General features: G+C 55.7%; 24 protein-coding genes. 17 read left to right on the top strand and 7 right to left on the bottom strand.

Features of this window, described 5'->3' with window-relative positions:
- Positions 1 to 282: 282 nt before the first annotated feature.
- From lolC to cobB, 5 genes are read left to right on the top strand one after another with little or no spacing between them, the layout of a single operon-like run.
- The gene (gene lolC, locus N7922_RS15215; protein WP_263097107.1) at positions 283 to 1,482 is read left to right on the top strand and encodes a lipoprotein-releasing ABC transporter permease subunit LolC; all 1,200 of its coding nucleotides are present in this window, start codon (positions 283 to 285) and stop codon (positions 1,480 to 1,482) included.
- A complete protein-coding gene (gene lolD / locus N7922_RS15210; protein WP_263097106.1) occupies positions 1,475 to 2,176 on the top strand; it encodes a lipoprotein-releasing ABC transporter ATP-binding protein LolD in 702 nt (233 codons plus the stop codon). Before lolC ends, lolD begins: the two co-directional genes overlap by 8 nt.
- The gene (gene lolE, locus N7922_RS15205) at positions 2,176 to 3,420 is read left to right on the top strand and encodes a lipoprotein-releasing ABC transporter permease subunit LolE (protein ID WP_263097105.1); all 1,245 of its coding nucleotides are present in this window, start codon (positions 2,176 to 2,178) and stop codon (positions 3,418 to 3,420) included. Before lolD ends, lolE begins: the two co-directional genes overlap by 1 nt.
- Before the next feature lie 36 nt (positions 3,421 to 3,456).
- On the top strand, positions 3,457 to 4,374 hold the full coding sequence (nagK, locus tag N7922_RS15200) for an N-acetylglucosamine kinase (protein WP_263097104.1): 918 nt from the start codon (positions 3,457 to 3,459) through the stop codon (positions 4,372 to 4,374).
- A gap of 9 nt (positions 4,375 to 4,383) precedes the next feature.
- On the top strand, positions 4,384 to 5,205 hold the full coding sequence (gene cobB / locus N7922_RS15195; RefSeq protein ID WP_263097103.1) for a Sir2 family NAD+-dependent deacetylase: 822 nt from the start codon (positions 4,384 to 4,386) through the stop codon (positions 5,203 to 5,205).
- A gap of 39 nt (positions 5,206 to 5,244) precedes the next feature.
- On the opposite strand, the gene N7922_RS15190 is transcribed toward cobB, so the two are convergent.
- Positions 5,245 to 6,207: a sugar-binding transcriptional regulator gene (locus N7922_RS15190; protein WP_088236510.1), complete on the bottom strand. Its 963-nt coding sequence runs from the start codon at positions 6,205 to 6,207 to the stop codon at positions 5,245 to 5,247.
- 35 nt (positions 6,208 to 6,242) lie between these two features.
- Complete coding sequence (locus tag N7922_RS15185; protein ID WP_263097102.1) at positions 6,243 to 7,037, bottom strand: triose-phosphate isomerase; 795 nt, start codon at positions 7,035 to 7,037, stop codon at positions 6,243 to 6,245.
- 245 nt (positions 7,038 to 7,282) lie between these two features.
- On the opposite strand from N7922_RS15185, the gene pdxA reads away from it, so the two are divergent.
- The 10 genes from pdxA (at position 7,283) to N7922_RS15135 (ending at position 17,850) form a co-directional block, all read left to right on the top strand.
- Positions 7,283 to 8,290, top strand: a complete 1,008-nt coding sequence (gene pdxA, locus N7922_RS15180; RefSeq protein ID WP_263097101.1) for a 4-hydroxythreonine-4-phosphate dehydrogenase PdxA — start codon at positions 7,283 to 7,285, stop codon at positions 8,288 to 8,290.
- Between the two features lie 28 nt (positions 8,291 to 8,318).
- The gene (locus N7922_RS15175; protein WP_263097100.1) at positions 8,319 to 10,037 is read left to right on the top strand and encodes a four-carbon acid sugar kinase family protein; all 1,719 of its coding nucleotides are present in this window, start codon (positions 8,319 to 8,321) and stop codon (positions 10,035 to 10,037) included.
- An 86-nt stretch (positions 10,038 to 10,123) separates the two neighbouring features.
- Positions 10,124 to 11,143 (top strand): 2-keto-3-deoxygluconate permease, encoded by a 1,020-nt coding sequence (locus tag N7922_RS15170; protein ID WP_088236506.1) that lies wholly within the window; start codon positions 10,124 to 10,126, stop codon positions 11,141 to 11,143.
- Complete coding sequence (locus N7922_RS15165) at positions 11,144 to 11,512, top strand: PTS glucitol/sorbitol transporter subunit IIA (protein ID WP_088236505.1); 369 nt, start codon at positions 11,144 to 11,146, stop codon at positions 11,510 to 11,512.
- A 15-nt stretch (positions 11,513 to 11,527) separates the two neighbouring features.
- Positions 11,528 to 11,986 (top strand): ribose 5-phosphate isomerase B, encoded by a 459-nt coding sequence (rpiB, locus tag N7922_RS15160; RefSeq protein WP_088236504.1) that lies wholly within the window; start codon positions 11,528 to 11,530, stop codon positions 11,984 to 11,986.
- Between the two features lie 11 nt (positions 11,987 to 11,997).
- A complete protein-coding gene (gene tal, locus N7922_RS15155) occupies positions 11,998 to 12,948 on the top strand; it encodes a transaldolase (RefSeq protein ID WP_263097098.1) in 951 nt (316 codons plus the stop codon).
- Between the two features lie 19 nt (positions 12,949 to 12,967).
- Positions 12,968 to 14,971 (top strand): transketolase, encoded by a 2,004-nt coding sequence (tkt, locus tag N7922_RS15150; RefSeq protein WP_263097097.1) that lies wholly within the window; start codon positions 12,968 to 12,970, stop codon positions 14,969 to 14,971.
- A gap of 110 nt (positions 14,972 to 15,081) precedes the next feature.
- Positions 15,082 to 15,843 carry a MipA/OmpV family protein gene (locus N7922_RS15145; protein WP_088236489.1) on the top strand — a complete coding sequence of 254 codons (762 nt, stop codon included), beginning with the start codon at positions 15,082 to 15,084 and terminating at the stop codon, positions 15,841 to 15,843.
- The gene (locus N7922_RS15140) at positions 15,843 to 16,529 is read left to right on the top strand and encodes a response regulator transcription factor (protein ID WP_263097096.1); all 687 of its coding nucleotides are present in this window, start codon (positions 15,843 to 15,845) and stop codon (positions 16,527 to 16,529) included. Before N7922_RS15145 ends, N7922_RS15140 begins: the two co-directional genes overlap by 1 nt.
- Positions 16,498 to 17,850 (top strand): HAMP domain-containing histidine kinase, encoded by a 1,353-nt coding sequence (locus tag N7922_RS15135; RefSeq protein WP_263097095.1) that lies wholly within the window; start codon positions 16,498 to 16,500, stop codon positions 17,848 to 17,850. The genes N7922_RS15140 and N7922_RS15135 overlap by 32 nt, the downstream gene beginning before the upstream one ends.
- Positions 17,851 to 17,915: 65 nt before the next feature.
- On the opposite strand, the gene potD is transcribed toward N7922_RS15135, so the two are convergent.
- Complete coding sequence (gene potD / locus N7922_RS15130; RefSeq protein WP_263097094.1) at positions 17,916 to 18,962, bottom strand: spermidine/putrescine ABC transporter substrate-binding protein PotD; 1,047 nt, start codon at positions 18,960 to 18,962, stop codon at positions 17,916 to 17,918.
- A gap of 4 nt (positions 18,963 to 18,966) precedes the next feature.
- On the bottom strand, positions 18,967 to 19,752 hold the full coding sequence (gene potC / locus N7922_RS15125) for a spermidine/putrescine ABC transporter permease PotC (protein WP_061494907.1): 786 nt from the start codon (positions 19,750 to 19,752) through the stop codon (positions 18,967 to 18,969).
- A gap of 254 nt (positions 19,753 to 20,006) precedes the next feature.
- Here potC and N7922_RS15120 point away from each other — a divergent pair, with 254 nt between their 5' ends.
- A complete protein-coding gene (locus N7922_RS15120; RefSeq protein WP_061494910.1) occupies positions 20,007 to 20,468 on the top strand; it encodes a DUF3828 domain-containing protein in 462 nt (153 codons plus the stop codon).
- 108 nt (positions 20,469 to 20,576) lie between these two features.
- Here N7922_RS15120 and potB read toward each other — a convergent pair whose 3' ends face one another.
- Both potB and potA read right to left on the bottom strand, forming a co-directional pair.
- On the bottom strand, positions 20,577 to 21,440 hold the full coding sequence (gene potB / locus N7922_RS15115; RefSeq protein ID WP_061494912.1) for a spermidine/putrescine ABC transporter permease PotB: 864 nt from the start codon (positions 21,438 to 21,440) through the stop codon (positions 20,577 to 20,579).
- A complete protein-coding gene (gene potA, locus N7922_RS15110; RefSeq protein ID WP_263097093.1) occupies positions 21,424 to 22,560 on the bottom strand; it encodes a spermidine/putrescine ABC transporter ATP-binding protein PotA in 1,137 nt (378 codons plus the stop codon). Before potA ends, potB begins: the two co-directional genes overlap by 17 nt.
- A gap of 273 nt (positions 22,561 to 22,833) precedes the next feature.
- Here potA and pepT point away from each other — a divergent pair, with 273 nt between their 5' ends.
- Positions 22,834 to 24,060 carry a peptidase T gene (gene pepT, locus N7922_RS15105; protein ID WP_263097092.1) on the top strand — a complete coding sequence of 409 codons (1,227 nt, stop codon included), beginning with the start codon at positions 22,834 to 22,836 and terminating at the stop codon, positions 24,058 to 24,060.
- Positions 24,061 to 24,141: 81 nt separating this feature from the next.
- On the opposite strand, the gene N7922_RS15100 is transcribed toward pepT, so the two are convergent.
- A complete protein-coding gene (locus N7922_RS15100; protein ID WP_263097091.1) occupies positions 24,142 to 25,263 on the bottom strand; it encodes a cupin domain-containing protein in 1,122 nt (373 codons plus the stop codon).
- Positions 25,264 to 25,291 lie beyond the last annotated feature (28 nt).

Here is a 25,291-nt window from a genome sequence, read left to right as displayed (position 1 = left end):
CTTGCCTGTTTTGCCTTAATTTCGGCTATTTATCCTGGGCAGGGGGGGAGGGGATGTAATGGGGAAGTGTCTGTATTTATTGATTTTCGGATTAAGGCGAGGGACGTTGGTCGCGCGCCAGGCAAACAATGGCTGTTTTGCAGGAATCTGCTAGCCATTATTAATTTGATTTTCCGGCTTTTTTTCGAAACTTCGTGACGAAATCTTACGGTTTCACTCATTTACGCTCTGCGCTTTCGCTTATATACTTCTCAATCTGCTATCAGCAATCAGACGGATTTCATGTACCAGCCTGTCACACTCTTCATAGGTCTGCGCTATATGCGCGGGCGCGCAGCAGACCGCTTCGGTCGCTTTGTCTCCTGGCTGTCAACCATTGGCATCACCCTTGGCGTTATGGCGCTGGTGACGGTGTTATCAGTAATGAATGGCTTTGAACGTGAGCTGCAAAACAACATCCTGGGGCTGATGCCACAGGCGATCCTCTCTACGCAAAACGGCTCTCTTGATCCGCAACAGCATCCCGCAAACCAGTTGAAACTACAGGGCGTCACCCGTACTGCACCGTTGACCACCGGCGATGTGGTGATCCAAAGCGCACGCAGCGTGGCGGTCGGCGTGATGATGGGCATTGACCCGACGCAAAACGATCCGCTGACGCCTTACCTGGTCAACGTGAAACAGAGCGACCTGCAAGCGGGCAAATACAACATCATTCTCGGCGAGCAACTGGCGGGCCAGTTAGGCGTTAACCGCGGCGATCAAATCCGTGTAATGGTGCCTTCCGCCAGCCAGTTCACACCGATGGGGCGTCTGCCAAGCCAGCGTCTGTTCACGGTCATCGGGACGTTCGCCGCAAACAGCGAAGTGGATGAGTACCAGATGCTGGTCAACATCGAGGATGCATCACGTCTGATGCGTTACCCGGCGGGTAACATTACCGGCTGGCGGTTGTGGCTTAACGAACCGCTGAAAGTGGATGTGCTCAGCCAGCAGTCGCTGCCAGAAGGGACGAAGTGGCAGGACTGGCGCGATCGCAAAGGCGAGCTGTTCCAGGCTGTGCGCATGGAAAAAAACATGATGGGGCTGCTGCTCAGCCTGATTGTTGCGGTCGCGGCGTTTAACATTATTACCTCCCTTGGCCTGATGGTGATGGAAAAACAGGGTGAGGTGGCGATTTTACAAACACAGGGCCTGACGCCGCGCCAGATCATGGCGGTATTTATGGTGCAAGGGGCCAGCGCCGGGATCATCGGCGCGCTGCTGGGTGCGGTGCTGGGTGCATTGTTGGCCAGCCAGTTGAACAATTTGATGCCGATCATCGGCGCACTGCTGGATGGCGCTGCGCTGCCCGTGGCGATTGAGCCGCTGCAGGTTGTTACTATTGCGCTGGTGGCGATGGCCATTGCGCTGCTCTCTACGCTTTATCCTTCCTGGCGCGCTGCCGCCACTCAACCCGCTGAGGCTTTACGTTATGAATAAGATCCTGTTGCAATGCGACAACCTGTGCAAACGCTATCAGGAAGGCAGTGTGCAAACCGACGTGCTGCACAATGTCAGCTTCAGCGTGGCGGAAGGGGAACTGATGGCGATTGTCGGCAGTTCCGGCTCGGGGAAAAGTACGCTGCTGCACCTGCTGGGCGGGCTGGATACGCCGACCTCCGGCGATGTGATCTTCCGTGACCAGCCGATGAGCACACTCTCTTCCACCGCCAAGGCGGAGCTGCGTAACCGCGAGCTGGGCTTTATCTACCAGTTCCACCATCTGCTGCCGGATTTTACCGCGCTGGAAAACGTGGCGATGCCGCTGCTGATTGGTAAAAAGAAACCGGCCGAGATCGACAGTCGCGCGCGTGAAATGCTGCGTGCTGTGGGTCTGGAGCACCGCGCCACTCACCGCCCGTCGGAGCTTTCCGGCGGCGAACGCCAGCGTGTGGCGATTGCTCGCGCACTGGTCAATAACCCGCGCCTGGTGCTGGCGGATGAACCGACCGGTAACCTGGATGCCCGCAACGCCGACAGTATTTTCCAGTTGCTTGGCGAGCTGAACCGTTCGCAGGGTACGGCGTTTCTGGTGGTGACGCATGATTTACAGCTGGCGAAGCGCATGAACCGTCAACTGGAAATGCGCGATGGCCGCCTGAGCACTGAAGTCTCCCTGATGGGGGCCGAGTAATGGCTTCGCCTCTGTCGTTATTGATTGCCTTACGTTTCAGCCGCGGACGCCGTCGCGGTGGGATGGTTTCGCTGATTTCGGTGATCTCCACTGTCGGTATCGCGCTGGGCGTGGCGGTGCTGATCGTCGGTCTGAGCGCGATGAACGGTTTTGAACGCGAACTGAATAACCGCATTCTGGCGGTTGTGCCGCACGGTGAGATCGAGCCGGTGAACCAGCCGTGGAACGACTGGAATGCCGCGCTGGAAAAAGTGAAAAAAGTGCCGGGCATTGCGGCGGCGGCGCCCTATATCAACTTTACGGGGCTGGTGGAAAGCGGCGCTAACCTGCGCGCGATTCAGGTCAAGGGCGTTGATCCGCAGCAGGAAACCGACCTCAGCGCGTTACCGAAATATATCCAGGGCGACGCCTGGCGCAATTTTAAAGCCGGTGAGCAGCAAATCATTCTGGGGAAAGGCGTAGCCGATGCGCTGAAAGTGCAGCAGGGCGACTGGGTGTCCATCATGATCCCGAACTCTGACGACGCGCATAAGCTGTTGCAGCCCAAACGCGTGCGCCTGCACGTCACCGGCATTCTGCAACTCAGCGGTCAGCTTGATCACGGTTTCGCGATGATCCCGATGGCGGATGCGCAGCAATACCTGGAGATGGGCGGCAGCGTTACCGGCATCGACATTAAAGTCAACGATGTCTTCAACGCCAATAAGCTGGTGCGCGACGCGGGCGAAGTCACCAACAGCTATGTTTATATCAAAAGCTGGATCGGCAAATATGGCTATATGTACCGCGACATCCAGATGATCCGCGCCATTATGTATCTGGCGATGGTGCTGGTGATTGGCGTGGCCTGTTTTAATATTGTCTCCACGCTGGTGATGGCGGTGAAAGACAAGAGCGGCGATATTGCGGTGCTGCGTACGCTCGGGGCGAAAGATGGTCTTATTCGTGCCGTTTTCGTCTGGTACGGTTTGCTGGCCGGGTTGCTGGGCAGCCTTTGCGGTGTGGTGATTGGCGTGGTGGTTTCACTACAATTAACGCCGATTATCAATGTGATAGAGAAAATTATCGGTCATCAGTTCTTGTCGGGCGATATCTACTTTATCGACTTCCTGCCGTCGGAACTTCATCCGCTGGATGTGGTGTACGTTCTGGCGACGGCGTTGGTATTAAGCCTGCTGGCGAGCTGGTATCCGGCGCGCCGGGCGAGCAATATTGATCCGGCGAGAGTGCTGAGCGGGCAGTAATCCCGGTGTGAGCAGGGCCACAACGAAGGAGTGGCGATGAATTACGGATTTGATATTGGCGGCAGTAAAATCGCGTTAGGCGTCTTTGACGCCAACCGACGCTTACAGTGGGAAACCCGTGTCGCCACGCCCCATGACAGTTATACGTCTTTTCTGCGCGCGATTGCTGAGCTGGTTGCGGAAGCGGATGCGCGTTTCGGCGTTAAGGGCACGGTCGGCATCGGTATTCCCGGCATGCCGGAAACCGCCGACGGTACGCTGTATGCCGCCAATCTTCCCGCCGCCAGCGGTCAGCCGCTGCGCACCGATCTCAGCGCGTTGCTGGAGCGCGAGGTCCGGCTGGATAACGATGCCAACTGTTTCACTCTCTCTGAAGCCTGGGATGATGAATTCCGGCGCTATCCGCTGGTGATGGGGCTGATCCTTGGCACGGGGGTGGGCGGCGGACTGGTGGTGAATGGCAAAACCGTGACCGGGCATCGTTTTATCACCGGCGAGTTTGGTCATATCCGTTTGCCCGTCGATGCGCTGGGGCTGATGGGGTTTGATTTTCCGCTTACCCGCTGCGGCTGCGGCAAAATCGGCTGTATTGAGAACTACCTTTCCGGCCGTGGTTTTGCATGGCTGTACAAACACTTCTACCATCAGTCATTGTCCGCGCCGGAGATCATCACCCGCTGGCAGCAGGGCGAGGCGAAAGCGCTGGCCCATATCGAACGGTATGTCGACTTGCTGGCGGTGTGTCTGGGCAATATTCTGACCATTATCGATCCGGACCTGCTGGTGATCGGCGGTGGTTTATCGAATTTCAGCGCGCTGACGCAATTGCTGCCGGAGCGTATCCGCCCGCATCTGCTGCCAGCGGGCGAGGTGCCGCGTATTGAATGCGCACGCTACGGCGACGCAGGCGGTATGCGCGGCGCGGCGTTTCTTCATCTTACTGACCCGTCCTGAGAGGATGCCATGCAATCGCGACGTTCACATCGTCTCAGCCGTTTTCGCCGTAACAAACGCCGCTTGCGCGAGCGGTTACGCCAGCGCATTTTTTTCCGTGACACAATGGTGCCTGAAGTGATGGAAAAACCGAGAGTCGTCGTACTGACCGGGGCGGGTATCTCCGCCGAGTCCGGGATCCGCACCTTCCGTGCGGCAGATGGGTTGTGGGAAGAACATCATGTCGAAGATGTGGCGACGCCGGAAGGCTTTGCCCGTAACCCGCAACTGGTGCAAACCTTTTATAACGATCGCCGCCGCCAGCTCCAGCAGCCGGAAATTGTGCCCAACGCCGCGCATCTGGCGCTGGCCGAACTGGAACAGGCATTGGGGGATCGCTTTTTACTGATCACGCAAAATATCGACAACCTGCATGAGCGCGCCGGAAATAAACACATCATCCATATGCACGGCGAGCTGTTGAAAGTGCGCTGTTCCCAGAGCGGGCAGGTGCTGAAGTGGACCGATGATGTTACCCGTGACGACAAATGCCACTGTTGCCAGTTCCCCGCGCCGCTGCGCCCGCACGTAGTGTGGTTTGGCGAGATGCCGCTGGGCATGGATGAGATCTACAGCGCGCTGGCAATGGCGGATGTCTTTATTGCTATCGGCACGTCCGGCCATGTCTATCCTGCCGCCGGGTTTGTTCACGAAGCAAAACTGCATGGCGCGCACACCGTTGAGCTGAACCTCGAACCGAGCCAGGTGGGCAGCGAGTTCGAAGAGAAACATTACGGGCTGGCAAGCGTGGTGGTGCCGGAGTACGTCGAAAAACTGCTGAAAAAGCTGTAACGCGAAAACCGCTCCTCTCCGGCGGGAGAGGAGGGCGGTTTACAGCGCTTTTTGCAGATTGATCACCGTGCGGGCGTTGGATGCGCTGGTGGCCAGCACATCGATCACCCCGGTGCGTAGCGCGCCGAGAATCGCCGTTGCTTTGGTGCTTTCCGATGCAATCGCGATAACGCAGGGAATGGTGCGTAGCTGCTCCAGACTCAGACCAATCACCCGATCGTTCATCACCGTGTCGACCGGGGTTCCCTGAATGTTGAAAAAGCTGTAGCCGGCCAGGTCACCCACCACACCCTGTTCCTGACGGGCGGTAATGATCTCCTGCGGCGTAAACCACCCCAGTTGCACCATAAAGCTGTTTTCGTTCATATCCCCCAGACCAATCAGCGCAATGTCTGCCTTGCTCGCCTGTTCGAGAGTGGCTTTGATCAGGCGGTTCTGGATAAACGCCTCGCGCAATGCCGGGGTTTCCACATAGGCCGGCGCATACAGCGTTTCACTAAACCCGTTGAATTTACGCGCCAGATTACGGCTGATATGGTCGGCGTCGATAAGCTGACCATCGCGCTTGGTACCGCCGATACCGCAAATAAAGCGGCAGGAACGCTCCGGGAAAATACCCACGTGATTGGCCACTGCCGCCACATTACGCCCCTGACCGACGGTGACGGTCATGTCGTTTTTCAGAATGGTGGCAAGATAGTTGCTGACCAGTGCCGCCACTTGCTGGCGCTGCTCATCCTCATCATGATGATCAAGGGCGATTAACGCCCGTTTGATACCAAAATTTTGAATGAACTGTTGTTCAATCTGCGAACTAAAGACCGGGTGATATTTAACGTTGATTTCAACGATCCCCTCGTGGCGAGCTTTTTTCAGCAGCCTGCCGACTTTAATACGCGAGATGCCAAACCGCTGGGCAATTTCTTCCTGGGTCTGTTCCTGCTCGTAATACGCGACGGCTATTTCCGTCAGAAGTTCGTAATCAGAGTCTTGTTCAGCCATCGCATTGTTTTTCCATTGCCGATATCTCCTTAATACTACTGCGCTTTGGCGATAAAATCCTGCACTACGCGTTGCACAATTGCGCAATACCCGGAGGCATCCCATGCGGCCCGGCCAATAAACAAACCGTCAATATTGGGCTGCGCCGCCAGTTCCGCGCAATTTTGCAGATTGACGCTGCCGCCATACAGTAACGGGATCTTATGCCCATGCTCTTCGCCGTACAGCGCACAGAGCGCTGCACGCAACGCCTGGTGGATCTCCGCAGCCTGTTCTGGCGTGGCCGGAACGCCCTGTTCGCCAATCGCCCAGATCGGTTCATAGGCGATGAGCGTTTGCTGCGCTTGCGTGGCGCTCAGGCCATACAGCGCGATTTTCATCTGCCGCGTCACGGTTTCAATGGAGACGCCCCAGCGTTTTTCATCGGCGCTGTCACCAATGCAAACCAGCGGACGCAGGCCGTGGCGCAGCGCAGTATGGACTTTGGCGTTGATGGCGGCATCGGTTTCATTGAACGCGCCGCGTCGTTCAGAGTGCCCCATCTCCACCAGCGTGGCGCCGGTTTCAGCAATCATGCTGGCGGAGATCTCGCCGGTCCACGCACCGGCTTCTTGCTGATGCATATTTTGTGCACCGGTCAGGCACGGCAACGTATGCATGCGAAAGAAGTCGCTTACCGGCTGGATAGCGGTAAACGGGGGAATGAAGAAGGGCTGAATGGACGGGTGCATCACCGGTGGTAAATGGGTGGCGAGCGCCTTGCAGTAGGCCATCGCTTCCGACAACGGTTTATTCATTTTCCAGCTTGTGCCAATCATCAGGCTTTTCATCTTTAACTCCATTTCCTTGCTAATCAAAGACCTGTGCAATGTGTTATGCATCGGTTTGCTTAATTTGAACATTTATTCACTGCTTGAACATATGTTAGATCACATTTTTGCGATCAAAAATGGGTCACGAAATTTTATGTGATCTCCATCACTCATCGTGGGAAAAACATCGGTTAACGTTATGTTCATATGATTTACAAGTGAACATATGAACGAACAGCATTCCATTACCGAGAGGTCCGACGATGTCTGTAGATAAAAAACCCGTTGTAGCTGTCACCATTGGCGATCCCGCCGGGATTGGTCCGGAAATTACCGTAGCGACGTTGATGGATAAAAGTGTGTATGACGAGTGCAAGCCATTCCTGATTGGCTCCATCCCTATCATTCAGCGGGCGATGAAAATCCAGGGGTGCAATTTCCCGATCAATAAAATCATCCATCCGGATCAGGCGAAATACAGCTGGGGTACGCTGGATGTGCTGGAAACTGGCGACTATGACTGCGACAGCATTGTCTGGGGTAAAGTCCAGCAACTGGCGGGAAAAATGTCGCTGGATTATGTCATGAAATCCATCGAACTGGGGATGGCGGGGCTGATTGATGTCGTCTCTACTGCGCCCATCCACAAAGAAGCCATCAAACTGGCGGGCTGTAAGTTGCCAGGCCACACGGAAATTTACCAGGTCGAAACGCGTTCCGATTACGGTTTGACAATGTTCCATGTGCACAACCTGCGCGTGTTCTTTGTCAGCCGCCACATGGCGCTGAAAGATGCCTGTGACTACGCCAACAAAGAGCGCGTACTGGCCTGTGTACAGCAGATCAACCACGAGTTCACGGCGCTCAACATTAAGAACCCGCGCATTGCGGTCGCGGCGCTTAACCCCCACGGTTCCGACAACGGTCTGTTTGGCCATGAAGAAGCCGATAATCTGATCCCGGCGGTGAAAGCCGCGCAGGCGGAAGGGATCAACGCCATTGGTCCGGTCCCGGCGGACTCCGTTTTCCATCTCGGCAAACTCGGCAACTACGACGCCATCCTGTCGCTGTATCACGACCAGGGGCATATCGCCTGTAAAACCCTCGATTTTGAACGTTCGATCACCATTACCTTCGGCCTGCCGTTTGTGCGCAGTTCGGTCGATCACGGTACGGCGTTCGACATTGCCGGTACCGGCAAAGCAGGCACGGTGAGCATGCTGGAGTCTACGGTGGTCGCCGCGCGCTACTGGAAAATGAAGCAGCACTAACACGCTGAGCATGACCTGGGGACAGAGAATGGAAAACTATCTGTTAATTAGCAAAGGCAGTAAAGGCTGGGGCGGTCCGCTGAAAATTTCGCTCGCCCAGCCGAAAAAAATCGCCTATATCACCGGGGGCATTCGCTCCCCTGTTGTTGACCGGCTGTGCGAACTCACGGGCTGGCCGTCGGTGGATGTCTTCAAACATGGCGAACCGGCGGAAAATGAGATCGGCGTGATGGTGATCGACTGCGGCGGCACGCTGCGCTGCGGGCTGTACCCGAAACGCGGTATTCCGACCATTAACCTGCACCACACCGGCAAGAGCGGCCCGCTGGCTGAGTATATCCACGAAGAGATCTATGTCTCCGGCGTGACGCCAGCGTGCATTGAACGGGTCTACCCGGCAGGAGAGGGGGGAAAACTGGGGATCGTCGCCGACGATTTGACCGGTGCAACCACCGTCGGTGTGCTGCTGGCGCGCAGTGGGCTGAAAACGGCGGCATTTTTCGACACCGAGTCGTTCGCCCGCAACGAAGTGGATTACCCGGCGATGGTGGTCAGCAGCGACAGCCGTCCGTTACCGAAAGCCGAAGCCCAGCAGCGCGTCAGCGCCGCGGTACAACAGCTTAAATCGCGCGGCGCGCACTACTTTACCAAACGCATCGATACCACGTTGCGCGGTGGTATTGGCTATGAGATTGACGCCATGCTGGCGCTACTGCCGCAGGAAACGGTGGCCGTTGTGGTTCCCGCCATGCCGCAGTCCCGGCGCATTCTGGTCGGCGGATATTCGGTGATTGATTCGGTGGCGCTCTCCTGTACCGATGTGGCGCGCGATGTCCGCACGCCAGTGACCGAGTCCTGGGTGCCGGGTTTGCTGGCTAATCAAACGCAGCACCATGTCGGCCATATTGCTCTGGCGCAGGTGATGCAGGGAGACGCACAAATCCAGCAGCAATTGCAGGCACGGCAGCAGGAAGGCGTGCGAGTGATCGTGGTAGATGCCATTACGCTGGATGATGTGGATGCGATTGCCCGCGCCGTGGTCACGCTGAACTGGAATGTGCTGGCTGTCGACCCGGGTCCGTTTACTGAGCGACTGGCAGTGCATCGTGGGCTAATGCGCGAAGACAAACGACTGACGCAGCCGTCGCTGCCCCGCAGTGCGCAGCGCGGTTCGGTGGTGATTGTGGCCGGAAGCGCAACGCCGGTGACGAAAAAGCAACTCGGGCACTTAATTGCGCATGACGATCGCGTATGCCATATCCCGGTGGACGCGGAACTGCTTGTCGATCGGCAAAACGCCGCCGACATCGAAATCAGCCGCATTGTGCGCCAGGCGCACCAGTGCGTCACCACGCATAAAAATGCCTTGTTCGTTTTTGAGTCAGCGTTAACAGGCAGGTTGCTGGATCTACGGGAAGAGGAGCAACGTTTTAATCTTGACCACGGTCAGGCGGCGGAAAACATCAATAAGGGTCTTGGCAGCATCGTCAAAGAGATCCTCAATTGTGCGCCGGAGGAGATCAAAGGCATCTATATGACCGGCGGCGATACGATGGTGAATGTCCTGAAAGAATTGGGCGCTACCGGCATTGAGATGATCGACTATGTTATTCCACAAACCGATATGGTGCGTATTATCGGTGGGGAGTATGCGGGGCTGGTTTGCGTGGGCAAAGGTGGTTTAACCGGGCCGGAAGATATTATCAGCACCATTGTTGAACATATTTATAAAGAATCACTGCAATAACAAATATAACAATATGCGACGCGAACAACGTTCGGGCAGTGCGTCGTGAATATTCACTCTTGTATCCTGTATGCGAGTTACACCCTATGAATATTAATATTTTTGATAAAATGAATAAGGTGCCAGGTGGGCTGATTATTATCCCCCTGGTGGCGGCTATTTTGCTGAATACATTTGCCCCTCAGGTATTAAGCATCGGCGGCCCGACTACGGCGTTATTTAAAGTGGGTTCCAGCGCCATGATGGGCATATTTCTGCTGATATGTGGAACGTCGATTAATATTCGCCAGGCCGGGCTACCCTTGTACAAAGGGGCGGTGTTGCTGCTGCTTAAATGTGTGGCCGGGGCGCTGGCGGTCTGGCTGGTCGGATCGATGTTTGGCCCGGTCGGATTTCTCGGCATCTCTACACTGGCGTTTGTCGCCTGCCTGACCAGTTCGAATAGCTCTCTCTATATTGCGCTGTGCAGTAATTACGGCGATGCCAGCGACGCCGGGGCGATTTCGGTGTTCTGCGTGAAAGACGGTCCCTTTGTCACCATGATGGTGCTTGGCGTTAGCGGGCTGGCCAATATTCCTTTTGCCGCACTGTTGTCGATGTTGATCCCGCTGTTAATCGGCATGCTGTGGGGCAACCTTGATGAGCGATTCAAACAGCTTTGCGCCTCTGCCCAGCCGCTGATCATCATTATTATGTCGTTTGCCATCGGCGCGAACTCCAGCATCAACACAGTGTTTACCGCCGGGTTATCGGGCATTGTGCTCGGCCTTATCTCTGCCTGTACCGGCATTATTTTCTACTTCCTTTATAACCTGTTCCTGAAGAAGAAAACGGCGCTTGGCGCTGCGCTGGGCACCACGGCGGCCAGCTCGGCATTGACCCCGGCGATGGTGGCACAGGCGGACCCGTCGCTGGCGGTCTATGTGGATGCTGCGACGGCGCAACTGGCGACCGCCAGTATCATCACCATGCTGACTGCTCCGGTGCTGGTGGCCTGGTTTGATAAGCGATTGAAAGCGCGCGCGCCAGCGGTGGAGGTGATCAAACCCGCTGAAGAGACGTCATTGCCGCTCTCGTCGCAGGTCAGTAGTAAAGGAAATAAATAAATGTCATTGCCGTTGTACCAACTGGAGGTCACGCAGGTCGGTGATTTTGTCGCAGAGTATTTACAGCAACATAAATTAATTCTCTTTGCGGAACCGGTGCCGACGGATATTGCAGAATATTGTGCAATACACCGGCCGGGTAAATTTAACGCAGTATTATTACCCGGCCAGAAAGTTACCCTTAATTCTGTTATTTATCGTATTACTGCCGTTGGCAGTGTGGCAACGGCAAATTTAAAACAGCTTGGACATATTACCCTTAATTTTGATGGCGCGATTGACGCCGAATTACCCGGCACGGTCCACCTCTGTGGACCGACGCCAGAGACGATTCTCCCCGGGGACCAGATTTGTATTTACCGTGAATAATTTGAGGACACTGTTATGAAAACAATCGCCATTGGTGCGGATGATGCGGCCTATGCGTTTCGCGATGCTATCGTCAATTATCTGGCAGAGCAGGGTATCACTGTCGTTGATTACAGCAGCGATAAACGAACCGACGCGAATTATTATCCTGACGTTGCCCATGAAGTGGCGATGGCCATTAAACAGGGAGAGCACGATCGCGGCATTTTAATTTGCGGCACCGGCATTGGTATGAGCATTGTGGCGAATAAAGTGCCAGGCGTGCGCGCGGCGCAGTGCCACGACACTTTCTCCGCCGAGCGTGCGCGTAAAAGCAATAATGCGCAAATCATCACCTTGGGCGCGCGGGTGATTGGTGCAGAGCTTGGGAAAAAAATCATCCAGGCGTGGCTGGAGTCGGAGTACGAAGGGGGCGGTTCTGCGGCAAAAGTGGAGCGCATTGACTATTACCAGAATCAGCATGCCAGAGATTAACGGAGCCTGTGATGAACCAATTAAGCGCGTTAAAAGAGATGACCGTCGTTGTTGCGGATACCGGCGATATTGATTCGATTAAAAAATTTGCCCCGCAGGATGCCACCACCAACCCGTCACTGGTGCTGAAAGCCGCGCAACTGCCGCAGTACCAGGCGCTGATTGCCGATGCGGTGGGCAAAGCACGCCGTCAGGGCGGCAGTGCCGAAACGCAGTTGATCAATGCCTGTGATCAAGTCGCTGTGGATATCGGCACGGAAGTGCTGCGCCATGTGCCGGGGCGTATTTCCACCGAGGTGGACGCCCGTTTTGCCTGGGATCGCGGGATGTGTGTCACCCGTGCACGTAAACTGATTCAGTTGTACCAGGAAAACGGGATCGCGCCATCGCGTATCCTGATCAAGCTGGCGGCAACCTGGGAGGGGATCCGCGCGGCTGAAGAGCTGGAGCAAAGTGGCATTAACTGCAACCTGACGCTGCTGTTCTCCTTCGCCCAGGCACGGGCTTGCGCAGAAGCCGGGGTGTTCCTGATTTCACCGTTTGTGGGACGTATTTACGACTGGTATCAGAAAAACGCCCCGCACGCGCCGTACCACGCCGCGAGCGATGCAGGGGTGAAATCGGTACGCGATATCTACCAGTATTATAAAGCCCACGGCTACGACACCGTGGTGATGGGCGCCAGTTTCCGGCGGATAGAACAGATTCAGGCATTAGCGGGCTGCGACCGTCTGACTATCTCTCCTGCACTGCTGGATGCGCTGGCAGCGTGTGACGCGCCGCTGACCCGGCAGCTTCATCCGGGTTGTGTCAGCGAAACCCGCCCCAGTCCAATGACCCAGTCAGAGTTTCTCTGGCAGCATCATCAGGATGCGATGGCGGTTGAAAAACTGGCCGAAGGGATCCGCTTGTTTGCGGCTGACCAGTTGAAGCTGGAAGAGATGATCCGCCAGATGCTCTGAACCGCCGCAAGGAAAAAAGATGAACACAGCAAACCTACAACGGCGCATTTGCGCCAATGCCCTGCGAGCGCTCTCGATGGACGCGGTACAGAAAGCCAAATCCGGTCACCCGGGAGCCCCGATGGGGATGGCTGACATTGCCGAAGTCCTGTGGCGTGATTTTCTGAACCATAGCCCGACGAATCCGGCCTGGGCTGACCGCGACCGCTTTGTGCTGTCCAACGGCCACGGCTCGATGCTGATTTACAGCCTGCTGCACCTCACCGGTTACGACCTGCCGATGTCCGAGCTGCAGAACTTCCGTCAGCTGCACTCCAGAACGCCGGGTCACCCGGAAGTGGGCTACACCGCCGGTGTGGAAACCACCACCGGCCCGCTGGGGCAGGGTATTGCCAACGCCGTGGGCATGGCGATTGCCGAGAAAACCCTCGCGGCGCAGTTCAACCGCCCGGGTCACGACATTGTTGACCACTTCACTTACGCCTTTATGGGCGACGGCTGCATGATGGAAGGCATTTCCCATGAAGCCTGCTCGCTGGCCGGTACCCTGAAACTGGGCAAACTGGTGGCGTTCTATGATGACAACGGCATCTCCATCGACGGTCACGTTGAGGGCTGGTTCACCGACGACACCGCAAAACGCTTTGAAGCCTACGGCTGGCACGTGGTGCGCGGGGTGGACGGTCACAATGCAGACGCCATCAGACGCGCAGTGGAAGAAGCGCGCAGCGTGACGGACAAACCGTCGCTGCTGATGTGCAAAACCATCATCGGTTTCGGTTCGCCGAACAAAGCCGGTACCCATGATTCCCACGGCGCGCCGCTGGGGGATGCGGAAATCGCCCTGACCCGCGAAGCGCTGGGCTGGAAACACCCGGCCTTTGAAATCCCGTCTGACATCTATGCGCAGTGGGATGCGAAAGAAGCCGGTCAGGCGAAGGAAGCCGCGTGGAACGACAAATTTGCGGCCTACGCCAGTGCCTTCCCGCAGGAAGCGGCTGAGTTCACCCGCCGTATGAAAGGCGAGCTGCCGTCTGACTTCGACGCCAGAGCGCAGGCTTTTGTGGAGAAACTGCAGGCCAGTCCGGCGAAAATCGCCAGCCGTAAAGCGTCGCAGAATGCCATCGAAGCCTTTGGTCCGCTGCTGCCTGAATTACTTGGCGGCTCCGCTGACCTGGCGCCAAGCAACCTGACCCTGTGGTCCGGTTCGAAAGCCATCAACGAAGACACTGCCGGCAACTACATCCATTACGGTGTGCGCGAGTTCGGTATGACCGCGATTGCCAACGGCATCACCCTGCACGGCGGTTTCCTGCCGTACACCTCCACCTTCCTGATGTTCGTCGAATATGCCCGTAACGCGGTGCGTATGGCGGCGCTGATGAAACAGCGTCAGGTGCTGGTCTACACCCACGACTCCATCGGTCTGGGCGAAGACGGCCCGACGCACCAGCCGGTGGAGCAGGTGGCTTCCCTGCGTCTGACCCCGAACGTCAGCACCTGGCGTCCGTGTGACCAGGTGGAATCCGCGGTGGCGTGGAAATACGGCGTGGAACGTGCCGACGGCCCGACGGCGCTGATCCTCTCCCGTCAGAACCTGGCGCAGCAGGAGCGTACGGCGCAACAGCTGGCGGATATTGCCCGCGGTGCGTACGTGCTGAAGGATTGCGCCGGTCAGCCGCAGCTGATCCTGATTGCCACCGGCTCTGAAGTGGAGCTGGCGGTGTCGGCGTGGGAAAAACTGACTGCTGAAGGCGTGAAGGCGCGCGTGGTCTCCATGCCGTCCACCGACGCGTTCGACAAACAGGATGCGGCGTACCGTGAATCCGTTCTGCCGAAAGCGGTGTCTGCACGTGTGGCGATTGAAGCCGGTATTGCGGACTTCTGGTACAAATACGTGGGCCTGAACGGCGCGGTAGTGGGCATGACCACCTTTGGTGAGTCGGCGCCGGCTGAGCAGTTATTCGCGATGTATGGCTTCAGTGTAGAAAACATTGTCGACACGGCGAAAACCGTGTTGTAACCCCCTTGCCGGATAGCGGCTTTGCCTTATCCGGCATTTATTCCACCAGTAAGTTCCCCGTAAGCAAACGCTGCTGATAATGCCCTTTCATTGCCAACGGGAGCGTTATCATGGCTGTTGTATCACGTCACATTATTCTTACGGGTTTGCTGTCTGTGTCCTTTAATGCTGCGGCTGACGACGCCAGCCAGTTCGGTTTGGGTGTTGGCGTGGTGAGTACGCAAAAGCCCTATACCGGTATTGATCGCGAATACACGCCGCTCCCCGTTTTACACTATGAAAACGACCACTTTCGCTTTGCAGGACTCTCTGCGGAGCTCAAATTACCCGCGCTACCGTTCAGTGAAACTCAGCGGCTAACAACCGGTCTAATCGTCCGCTATGATGGCGCAGGTTACGCGGCTGATGATGCCGCCATTCTGCACGGGATGGCTAAACGCAAAGGTGGGTTTTGGGGCGGCGCGGGCGTGGAATGGCAGAACCCGCTGGCCAATGTGTTCGCTGACTGGACGCATGACCTTTCCGGCAACAGTAAAGGGCAGCGCTTACGCCTGGGTGCGGAGCGAGGCTGGCAGTTCGGCGAAGGGTTTACGCTGACGCCGCGTATTGTCGCCAACCGCTATGACAGCCACTACGTGGATTACTACTACGGCGTACGGGATGATGAGGCGCGTGCATGGCGGCCTGCCTGGCAAGGACGCGCTGCGCTGAACACCGAGATTGGCCTCAATGGCCGTTGGCAATTTAACGAACACCATATTTTCATGGTGGATGTACAAGCGACGCTGCTGGCGTCGGACATTAAGGACAGCCCGCTGGTGGACAGGACCAATGAAAACCGCCTCTTTATGAGCTACATGTACGCGTTCTGATGAGCCGAATATTGTTAATTGAAGATCACGAGCATCTGGCTCGGCTGATTGCCAAAGGGCTGGCGTCGGCCGGTATCGCCGCCGATCTCGTCAGCCGCGCCGATACGGCCTGGGCGGCTATCCGTCAGGTTTCCTACCAGGGCATGGTGCTCGACCGGGGGCTGCCTGATGGCGACGGTCTACAGCTATTACAACGTTTGCGCCAGGCGCAGATTGCGGTTCCCTGCCTGATCCTCACTGCCCGCGATGCCCTGCACGACCGCGTTGAAGGGCTGGAAGCCGGGGCGGATGATTATCTCGCCAAACCCTTTGCGATGGAGGAACTGGTGGCTCGCGTGCGCGCGTTGTTGCGTCGTCCTGTGGAGCATCAGTCGCTGCACCCGGCATGGGGAGACATTACCTTATTGCCAGAGTCTGGTGTCATGCAGTGTGGGCAGCAGAGTATCGCGCTGGCGCCTGCCGAGTTGCAGATCATGCTGGCGCTGGTGCGTAAACAGGGCGGTGTAGTGCGGCGCAACCGGATGGAAGCGGCAGGGTGGGGGCTAAGTGATACGGTTACGCCAAATGCGCTGGATGTCGCCTTACACCGACTCCGGCGCAAGCTGCATGCAATTGGCTCCCACTTACAGATTGTCAACCTCAGAGGGCTGGGCTATGCCATCCGTGAAAAAGCGCTGGCTGAATAGTCTGGCGCTGAAGATTTTACTGGCGTTTATTGCCGGTGCGCTATTGAGCATTGGTCTGCTGATACTGACCGGCATGGTGGTCAAAGAGCGCCTGCCGGGAATGGATCTGACGGACTATACGCAAGCGCTGGCGAGGGCATTGCAGTTTGACCAACACGGGGATCCGATCGGGTTCACGCAGGGCGATCAGTACACGCTGTGGATTTATCAGAGTCTGTCTGAGGATGTTGCGTACCGGATCCTCGACGAGAAAGGTCGGGTCGTGCTGATGTCGCCGGGGGCGCAAGCCTGGCCGCCGATAGCGCGCATTACCGCGCCGCAGGAAGGGAGCTTTAGCTTTACGCGTAATGGCGTGGTGTATGATGGCGTGACCGCGCAGTATAGCCACCAGGGCCGACGCGGGTTTATTCAGATGACGGCCAGCTCGCGGATTATCGATTTCCTGCACCGCGGGTTTGCACTGCCGTTTATCCGCTTTGGCATTGAGCTTTTCAGCCTTGTGCTGCTGGTGGTGTTTGGTTTTTGCGCGTGGATCACGCTGAAATATTCCCTCCGACCTTTGCGCCAGGCATCTGCTGACGCGGCAATGATCTCCCCGCGATCGCTGGATGCCCGCCTGCAAATCCAGGGCATGCCGGGGGAGATCCTCCCGCTTATCGACAGCTTTAACCAGGCGCTGGCGCGGCTGGAGAAGGGGTATCGCAGTCAGCAGGATTTTCTGGCGAAAGCCGCCCATGAGTTAAAAACGCCGCTGACGTTATTAAGGGCAGAACTGGAGTTGATGGATGACCGCGCCGGTGTGCGTGAACCGCTGCTGATGCAGGTGGAACATCTGGCGCGCCAGGTTCAGCAACTTCTGCTGCTCGCCGAAGCCAGTGAGCCGCTGAGCTACCATTTTGTTCCGCTTGATGTGGCGGAAGTGACCCGGGATAGCCTGCAATTTTTACAGCCGATTGCGGAAGAGGCGCATGTCAGCCTGTCGCTTGTCGTGAGCGATGAGGCTGTGGTGTGGCATGCCGACCGTGGCGCCTTGTTTACCTTGCTCAAAAACCTGATGGAGAATGCCATTCAGCATGCTCCCGCCGAGTCGGATGTGCGTACAGAAATCACTGCCGGGTGTATCACGGTGCGGGATTATGGGCCGGGCGTGACGCAGGACGCGTTGCCATTGCTGTTTTCACGTTTCTGGCGCGGTGCGCACCGGCGGGATAGCGGGGCAGGGTTAGGGCTGGCGATTTGCCACGAGATTGCGCTGGCGCATGGCTGGCAACTGGCGGCGGAAAATGCGCAGCCAGGGTTAAGACTGACGTTAAAACGTTAGGGCCGCGCCTTATCCGGCCTGGGATCCCACAGGCCGGATAAGCGTCAGCGCTATTGGATACGGACTCAACGCCCGGCTTTTAACTTCTGGTAATACTCTTCGTAAAGGGCGCTGGCACTGCCGACATCATTTTGCCACTCGCCCTTACTGAGGGTTTCTGCATCCGGGTAGAGGGACTTATCGTTCGCCACTTCCGGTTTCAGCAGCTTACGCGCGGCCAGGTTTGGCGTTGGGTAGCCGATGGTTTCCGCCACTTGTTTGGCGATCTCCGGGCGCAGCAGGAAGTTAATAAGCTTCAGCGCCCCTTCGACGTTTTTCGCATTTGCCGGGATCGCCAGGCTATCCATCCAGAAAATCCCCCCTTCCTGAGGCCAGACGACATCCAGTTGCGTCCCCGCCTGACGCGCCACATACGCCGAACCGTTCCACACCATGCCCAAATTCACTTCGCCTTCCATATAGGGGTTGGCGGGGTTATCCGAGTTAAACGCCGCGACGTTTGGCATCAGTTTTTTCAGCTCGTTATAGGCCGCTTCAATCTCTTTGGGATCGGTGGTGTTGCCGGAGTAACCCAGTTTGCGCAGCGCCATCTGGAACACTTCGCGGGCGTCATCCGTCAGCAGCAGGCTGCCCTTGTATTCCGGTTTCCACAGATCGGCCCAGCGGGTCACGGTTTTCGGATCGATAGCCTCGCTATTTACACCAATCGCGGTGGCGCCCCAGATATAAGGGATGGAGTAGTCGTTATTGGGGTCAAACGGTTTGTTGAGCATCTGCGGATCGAGGTTATTGAAGTGGGTCAGCTTCGTTTTGTCGATCTTCTGGATCATGCCCTCTTTGCGCATCTTATCCACGAAGTAGGTGGACGGCACGACCAGGTCGTATGCGCCTTCTTTGTAGGTTTTGAGCTTGGCGTACATGGTTTCATTCGATTCATATGTCGAATAGATAACCTTGATGCCGGTCTCTTTGGTGAACTGCTCCAGCAGGCCGGGCGGCACATACTCGGTCCAGTTGTAGAAATAGAGCGTTTTGTTGTCGTCCGCATGCGCGGCGCTCATGCCGATGGCGAGAGCTCCCGCTGCCAGCAGGTGGCGTGACCATTTTTTCATTATCTTACGTCCCCTGAGTTTTGGTTTTATCACGAGCAATCAGCTGGCTGGCAATCACCAGCACCAGCGACAGCACTAACAGAATGGTGGCCAGCGCGTTGACTTCCGGCGACACGCCCACCTTGACCATGGAATAGATTTTTAAGGGCAAAATTTCATAGCCCGGACCGGTCACGAAGGACGAGACCACAACATCGTCCATCGACAGGGTAAAGCTCAGCAGCCAGCCAGCCGCGACGGCAGGCATCGCCAGCGGCAGGATGATTTTGCGCAGAATAGTGACTTCGCTGGCACCCAGATCTTTGGCGGCTTCCAGCATGCGTACATCAAAGCCTTTCAGGCGCGAGAAGACGGTCACCACCACAAATGGCAGGCAGAAGGTGATATGCGAAAACAGCAATGACCAGAACCCGAGCTGAATGCCCAGCAGCATAAACAGCACCAGTAGCGAAATGGCCATGACGATATCCGGCGACATCATCACCACAAACAGCATACCGCTGACAAACGGTTTACCGCGAAAACGGTAGCGATAGAGCGCAACGGCTGTCAGCGAGCCAATCAGGGTGGCAAAGGTGGCGGAGAGTACGGCCATCGTCAGCGAGTGTTGCGCGGCTTGCAGCAGACTGTCGTTGTTCATCAACAGGCGATACCACTCGGTGGAGAACCCCTGCCAGTTAATGCCAAAGCGCGACTGATTAAACGAGTTGACGATCAGAATGATGATCGGAATATACAGATACGCGTAAATAGCGGTCATAAAACCGCCGCGCAGCAGTCGACCAATCATGCGCATTCCACCTTTTTCTTAAGCCAATTGTTCGATTCTAGTGATTTGAAAATTATCACTTTTTTATCTTCTCCAAACCATTTCACCAAAACTGCCTGGTCGTTGACAGTTGCTTGAGGCCGCGCATTTTACAACAATTTGTTTTGCGATCGGGAAAAACTCCCGCATAAACGACGAACTTTACCTGTTTCGGACAACGCGTACCGTTGCTATCGAAGACTCCACCCCTCTTATGTGATTGACAGGAAAAACGGATGCGATTGCTCATTTCATTGCTGTTGGCGGCTTATCTCCCTTTTGCCAGCGCCACAACAGAGACCGATATTCAGAAAAATGTCACGGCGTTCTACACATTTTATCTGCACGAAATTAATCACGATGTTTCGCCAGATAACATCATCAAAATGGAACAAATGAATAAATGGGTATCGGCGACGTTACTTAAGCGTATGGATGAAATTTATACGATGCCGGAGCAAGAGTTACTGATGGCCGATTATTTTACCTACGCGCAGGATGCGTTCCCCGAGTGGGAGAAAACTATAAAAGTTTCTCCGGCGTCTTTGGATGGGCAAAGTATGAAACTGGATGTCTGGCTTGGGCAGCAGAATAGCGAACATGCGCATCTGCAGGTCTGGACCCGTAAGGAAAATGGAAACTGGAAGATTTGGCGGGTCGTTGATGCGGGTGACAATATTGAGCAAAAACTTTACTGACACCGCAGTTTAATGGCAACAAGTCACGGATAGTGCCTTGAATGGCATGCCATTTACCGCGAAGTAAAGCGCATGCCAGCATCATGGTTCATCCAATGACAGTCAACGTTACTCGCCTAAATCCGTTGCTTTTTTGTTCAGCAATCGCGCAGCACGCCAGTACACCAGCAACATCAGCCCCATCACCACGGTCAGCGTGATGCTGGTGGCGGAGCCGAATGGCCAGTCACGAATATTGAGGAACTGGCTTTTAATCACGTTACCGACCAGCAAATTTTTCGCCCCGCCCATCAGATCCGCAACATAGAACAGCCCCATGGCCGGCAGCATCACCAGCAGGCAACCGGCAATGATCCCCGGCATCGTCAGCGGGATAATAATGCGAATGAAGGTTTGCAGTTTACCGGCCCCGAGATCTTTTGCCGCTTCCAGCAGCGGTTTATCGAGCTTCTCGATGCTGGAGTAGAGTGGCATCACCATAAACGGCAGCAGAATGTAGACCAGACCGATAATCACCGCGACCGGGGTAAACATAATGCGCAGCGGCTCATCAATGACACCCAGCCACAGCAGGAAGGCGTTGAGATATCCCTTGGTGCTGAGGAAAATCTTCAGCCCGTAAATACGGATAAGTGAGTTGGTCCAGAAGGGAACAATCAGCAGAAACAGCAGCAGCGGGCGCACCTTCGCGGGCAGTTTCGCCAGGAACCAGGCAAAAGGGTAGCCCAATACCAGGCAGGACAGCGTGGCGATCGCCGCCATGTTCAGGGAGTGCAGCAGCACGTCGAAATAGAGCGGATCGAGCAGACGCGTATAGTTATCCAGCGTAAAAACCCATTGGACGAAATGGGCATCGTCGCGGGTCAGAAAGCTGGTGGCGATGATCATCACATTTGGCAGGAAAACAAACAGCACAAGCCAACCGACGATAGTGGCGATCACCCCATTCTGGAATTTACTGGTACTCTTCATCAGCCAGTACGACCTCCCAGCTTTCTACCCAGTTTATGGCCATTTTCTGGTCCAGCGAGTGGTCAACATCCGGATCGTCTTCATTAAAGAACTCACTGACCATCACCATCTTGCCGTTTTCCAGCTCAACCATGGATTCCAGCGTCATCCCTTTGTAGTTGCGCTCACGAACGTAGCCGATCAGACCTTCTGCGTCGCCCACGTCGTGGATCTCTTCGACACGCAAATCTTCCGGGCGCAGCAGTACGTTTAACGGCTGGCCTTGTTCCACCGGGAAGTTAACGTGAATATGGCATTCGCGGCCTTCGACGCTGGCGCGCACGCGGTGTGCATCGACACGCTCAATCACCGTGGCGCTGAAGATATTGATTTCGCCGATAAAGCTGGCGACAAACAGGTTCTTCGGTTCTTCATAGATTTCACGGGGCGTACCATCCTGCTCAATGCGGCCTTCACGCATCACCACAATGCGGTCTGACATGGTCAGGGCTTCTTCCTGATCGTGGGTGACAAAAACAAAGGTAATACCCAGCTTACGTTGCAGCGCTTTCAGTTCGTTTTGCATCTGCTTACGCAGTTTGTAATCCAGCGCGGAGAGCGATTCATCTAACAACAGCAAACGCGGTTTATTGACCACCGCGCGGGCGATGGCGACACGCTGCTGTTGCCCGCCGGAGAGTTGATGCGGTTTACGCTGGGCAAAGGTGTCCAGTTGCACCATCCGCAACGCATCCATCACGCGTGGGGTTATCTCCTGAGCCGGGGTTTTTTGCATCCGCAGACCAAAGGCTACGTTGTCGAACACCGTCATATGGGGGAAGAGCGCGTAGCTCTGAAAAACGGTATTGACGTGGCGGTGTTCCGCTGCAACGTGAGTGATATCTTCAGCATCGAGGTGGATATGGCCGACATCGACACTTTCCAGCCCGGCGATCAGGCGCAGAACGGTCGTTTTACCGCAGCCGGAAGGACCCAGCAGCGTCAGAAATTCGCCGTTATTGATGGTGAGGTTAAAATCGGAAATGACATTTTTGCCATCAAAGCTTTTGCGAATACCCGCAAGCTGCACAAGCGGTGAACGCGAACGCGGTTGTGTGTTCAATTTTTGACTCTGTCCCATGTCGACGCATCGAAAGGCTTATCGGATGCGGGGTTTGTGGTTAACCACCTTTGGGTTGTGCACGATTTAAGGGCTGGCATTCTACGGCAAAGCAGTGAAATCGCCAATCGTTGTCGTATTTTCGTCGAACGGAGGGGGAATTTCCGGGCTACGGTTAATTACGTGGGCCGTAATTTTGAAAATATTCTCGTTTACGGGGTAAAAGTGACCTGACGCAATATTTGTCTTTTCACGCTTATTGATAATGTTGTGACATTTTGTGGGGGTGGCTTCATGGACAAATTATTAGAGCGTTTTTTGCAGTACGTTTCTCTGGATACTCAATCAAAGCCCGGCGTCCGGCAGGTGCCCAGCACTGACGGGCAGTGGAAACTCCTGCGTTTACTTCAGAACCAACTGACGGAAATGGGGCTGAAAAATGTCACATTAAGCGATAAAGGCACGGTGATGGCCGTGTTGCCGTCGAATGTGCAAACGCCCGTGCCCGCGATTGGCTTTATTTCCCATGTGGATACCTCGCCGGATTGCAGCGGCAAGAATGTGAATCCGCAAATCCTTGAAAACTATCGCGGTGGCGATATCGCACTGGGAATTGGCGATGAGATCCTGTCGCCGGTGATGTTCCCGGTGCTGCACCAGTTACTTGGGCAGACGCTGATCACCACGGATGGCAAAACATTGCTTGGCGCGGATGATAAAGCCGGTGTGGCGGAGATCATGACGGCGCTGGCGGTGTTGAAGAAGAAAAACATTCCCCACGGCGATATTTGCGTGGCGTTTACCCCTGATGAGGAAGTGGGTAAGGGCGCTAAACATTTCGATGTGGAAGGCTTCGGCGCAAAATGGGCCTATACCGTTGATGGCGGCGGTGTTGGCGAGTTGGAGTTTGAAAACTTTAACGCTGCGTCGGTGAACATTAAAATCGTCGGCAATAACGTCCACCCCGGGACGGCGAAAGGGGTAATGGTTAACGCGCTGACGCTGGCCAGCCGTATTCATGCGCTGGTGCCGGAAGAGGAGAGCCCGGAAAATACCGAGGGCTATGAAGGCTTCTATCATCTCACCAGTATTAAAGGCACCGTTGAACGCGCCGACATGCACTACATCATCCGTGATTTCGACCGCAAGATGTTCGAAACACGTAAACGTAAGATGATGGAGATTGCCAAAAAAGTGGGTAAAGGGCTGCACCCGGATTGTTATATCGAACTGGTGATTGAAGACAGCTACTACAATATGCGCGAGAAAGTGGTTGAGCATCCGCATATTCTCGAAATCGCCCGGCAGGCTATGCGCGACTGCGATATTGAACCGGATCTGAAACCGATCCGCGGCGGTACCGACGGTGCGCAGCTCTCCTTTATGGGGTTACCCTGCCCGAACCTGTTTACCGGCGGTTATAACTACCACGGCAAGCACGAGTTTGTGACGCTCGAAGGCATGGAAAAAGCCGTACAGGTGATTGTGCGGATTGCCGAACTGACGGCGAAAGGGGAGTAGTCTGCGTTGCCGGATCGGCATAAATGCTTTATCCGGCCTGCACGAGAGATATCGCAGGCCGGATAAGCTGACAGTCAGGTATTAATCTTCGAAGAACCAGTAACCGCTGTTGACCAGCGCGGCGAGCATCGCGAGGAACGAGGGATCGTCCAGCGCATCGCCGAACATCTCACCCTGCAATACGATATGACTTGCCAGCGCTTCAAGCGCCGGGCGGTGCGGCGAGTTGATCCGTTCGCCGTTGGCGAACACATCCTCACCAATACGCAGCACGCGTAAACCGCCAAGACGCACCAGTTTGTCACCCTGTTTCAGCGCATCGTAAATTTCATCCGGCTGATAGGGGGGCTCCGGCGGCGCGATATCCAGCTCATGTCGGGACTGGGAAATAAATTCGCCCATCCACTCCTTAAACTGCTCCGGCTGGTTGATCAGTCCCAGCATCATATCGCGCAGCTTATCCAGCTCTTCCGGCAGAATATCCGCCGGGTGGGCGCGCTGCGGAACATCCGGATCGCTATAACGCTGGCCGCCCAGTTCGCGTTGCAGAACATAGTCCGCAAACCCGCTGATCAATTCACGGCCGCTGGGGGCACGGAAACCCACGGAGTAGTTCAGCGAGTTCTCCAGCGAATAGCCTTCATGCGGGAATCCCGGCGGGATATACAGAATATCGCCCGGTTCCAGCTCTTCATCAATGAGTGCCTCAAACGGATCGACCTGCAGTAAGTCAGGGTGTGGGCAGTGCTGTTTCATCGGCGTTTTTTCGCCTACGCGCCAGCGACGGCGACCGGTACCCTGAATAATAAACACGTCGTACTGATCGAGATGTGGCCCTACGCCGCCGCCGGGCACCGAGAAGGAGATCATCAGATCATCGGTACGCCAGTCCGGTAGCACGCGGAACGGGCGCATCAGCGCGGCAGCAGGTTGATGCCAGTGGTTGACGGCCTGCACTAACAGCGACCAGTTGCTTTCGCCCAGGTGATCATAGCTTTCGAAAGGACCGTGGCCCACCTGCCATTTACCGTCGAGATGGCTGACCAGACGGCTGTCCACCTCATTTTCCATTGCCAGCCCCGCCAGCTCGTCCGGGCTGATGGGATCGATGAAATTCTTAATCCCACGTTTCAGCACTACCGGGCGTTTTTGCCAGTAGCGTTGAATAAAGTCTGGCCAGTCTATTTCTACGTGATAGTCCATATGCGTTTCCGGCAAATTATCAGTGGCT

The organism is Kosakonia sp. ML.JS2a (genome assembly GCF_025642095.1).
Lineage (GTDB): Bacteria > Pseudomonadota > Gammaproteobacteria > Enterobacterales > Enterobacteriaceae.
This window is presented reverse-complemented; position numbering and strand designations above follow the sequence as displayed.

What these genes read in the sequence shown, in the direction of transcription:
- lolC (WP_263097107.1), top strand. Translation starts at nt 283, where the DNA reads ATGTACCAGCCTGTCACACTCTTCATAGGTCTGCGCTATATGCGCGGG.
- lolD (WP_263097106.1), top strand. Translation starts at nt 1,475, where the DNA reads ATGAATAAGATCCTGTTGCAATGCGACAACCTGTGCAAACGCTATCAG.
- lolE (WP_263097105.1), top strand. Translation starts at nt 2,176, where the DNA reads ATGGCTTCGCCTCTGTCGTTATTGATTGCCTTACGTTTCAGCCGCGGA.
- nagK (WP_263097104.1), top strand. Translation starts at nt 3,457, where the DNA reads ATGAATTACGGATTTGATATTGGCGGCAGTAAAATCGCGTTAGGCGTC.
- cobB (WP_263097103.1), top strand. Translation starts at nt 4,384, where the DNA reads ATGCAATCGCGACGTTCACATCGTCTCAGCCGTTTTCGCCGTAACAAA.
- N7922_RS15190 (WP_088236510.1), bottom strand. Translation starts at nt 6,207, where the DNA reads ATGGCTGAACAAGACTCTGATTACGAACTTCTGACGGAAATAGCCGTC.
- N7922_RS15185 (WP_263097102.1), bottom strand. Translation starts at nt 7,037, where the DNA reads ATGAAAAGCCTGATGATTGGCACAAGCTGGAAAATGAATAAACCGTTG.
- pdxA (WP_263097101.1), top strand. Translation starts at nt 7,283, where the DNA reads ATGTCTGTAGATAAAAAACCCGTTGTAGCTGTCACCATTGGCGATCCC.
- N7922_RS15175 (WP_263097100.1), top strand. Translation starts at nt 8,319, where the DNA reads ATGGAAAACTATCTGTTAATTAGCAAAGGCAGTAAAGGCTGGGGCGGT.
- N7922_RS15170 (WP_088236506.1), top strand. Translation starts at nt 10,124, where the DNA reads ATGAATATTAATATTTTTGATAAAATGAATAAGGTGCCAGGTGGGCTG.
- N7922_RS15165 (WP_088236505.1), top strand. Translation starts at nt 11,144, where the DNA reads ATGTCATTGCCGTTGTACCAACTGGAGGTCACGCAGGTCGGTGATTTT.
- rpiB (WP_088236504.1), top strand. Translation starts at nt 11,528, where the DNA reads ATGAAAACAATCGCCATTGGTGCGGATGATGCGGCCTATGCGTTTCGC.
- tal (WP_263097098.1), top strand. Translation starts at nt 11,998, where the DNA reads ATGAACCAATTAAGCGCGTTAAAAGAGATGACCGTCGTTGTTGCGGAT.
- tkt (WP_263097097.1), top strand. Translation starts at nt 12,968, where the DNA reads ATGAACACAGCAAACCTACAACGGCGCATTTGCGCCAATGCCCTGCGA.
- N7922_RS15145 (WP_088236489.1), top strand. Translation starts at nt 15,082, where the DNA reads ATGGCTGTTGTATCACGTCACATTATTCTTACGGGTTTGCTGTCTGTG.
- N7922_RS15140 (WP_263097096.1), top strand. Translation starts at nt 15,843, where the DNA reads ATGAGCCGAATATTGTTAATTGAAGATCACGAGCATCTGGCTCGGCTG.
- N7922_RS15135 (WP_263097095.1), top strand. Translation starts at nt 16,498, where the DNA reads ATGCCATCCGTGAAAAAGCGCTGGCTGAATAGTCTGGCGCTGAAGATT.
- potD (WP_263097094.1), bottom strand. Translation starts at nt 18,962, where the DNA reads ATGAAAAAATGGTCACGCCACCTGCTGGCAGCGGGAGCTCTCGCCATC.
- potC (WP_061494907.1), bottom strand. Translation starts at nt 19,752, where the DNA reads ATGATTGGTCGACTGCTGCGCGGCGGTTTTATGACCGCTATTTACGCG.
- N7922_RS15120 (WP_061494910.1), top strand. Translation starts at nt 20,007, where the DNA reads ATGCGATTGCTCATTTCATTGCTGTTGGCGGCTTATCTCCCTTTTGCC.
- potB (WP_061494912.1), bottom strand. Translation starts at nt 21,440, where the DNA reads ATGAAGAGTACCAGTAAATTCCAGAATGGGGTGATCGCCACTATCGTC.
- potA (WP_263097093.1), bottom strand. Translation starts at nt 22,560, where the DNA reads ATGGGACAGAGTCAAAAATTGAACACACAACCGCGTTCGCGTTCACCG.
- pepT (WP_263097092.1), top strand. Translation starts at nt 22,834, where the DNA reads ATGGACAAATTATTAGAGCGTTTTTTGCAGTACGTTTCTCTGGATACT.
- N7922_RS15100 (WP_263097091.1), bottom strand. Translation starts at nt 25,263, where the DNA reads ATGGACTATCACGTAGAAATAGACTGGCCAGACTTTATTCAACGCTAC.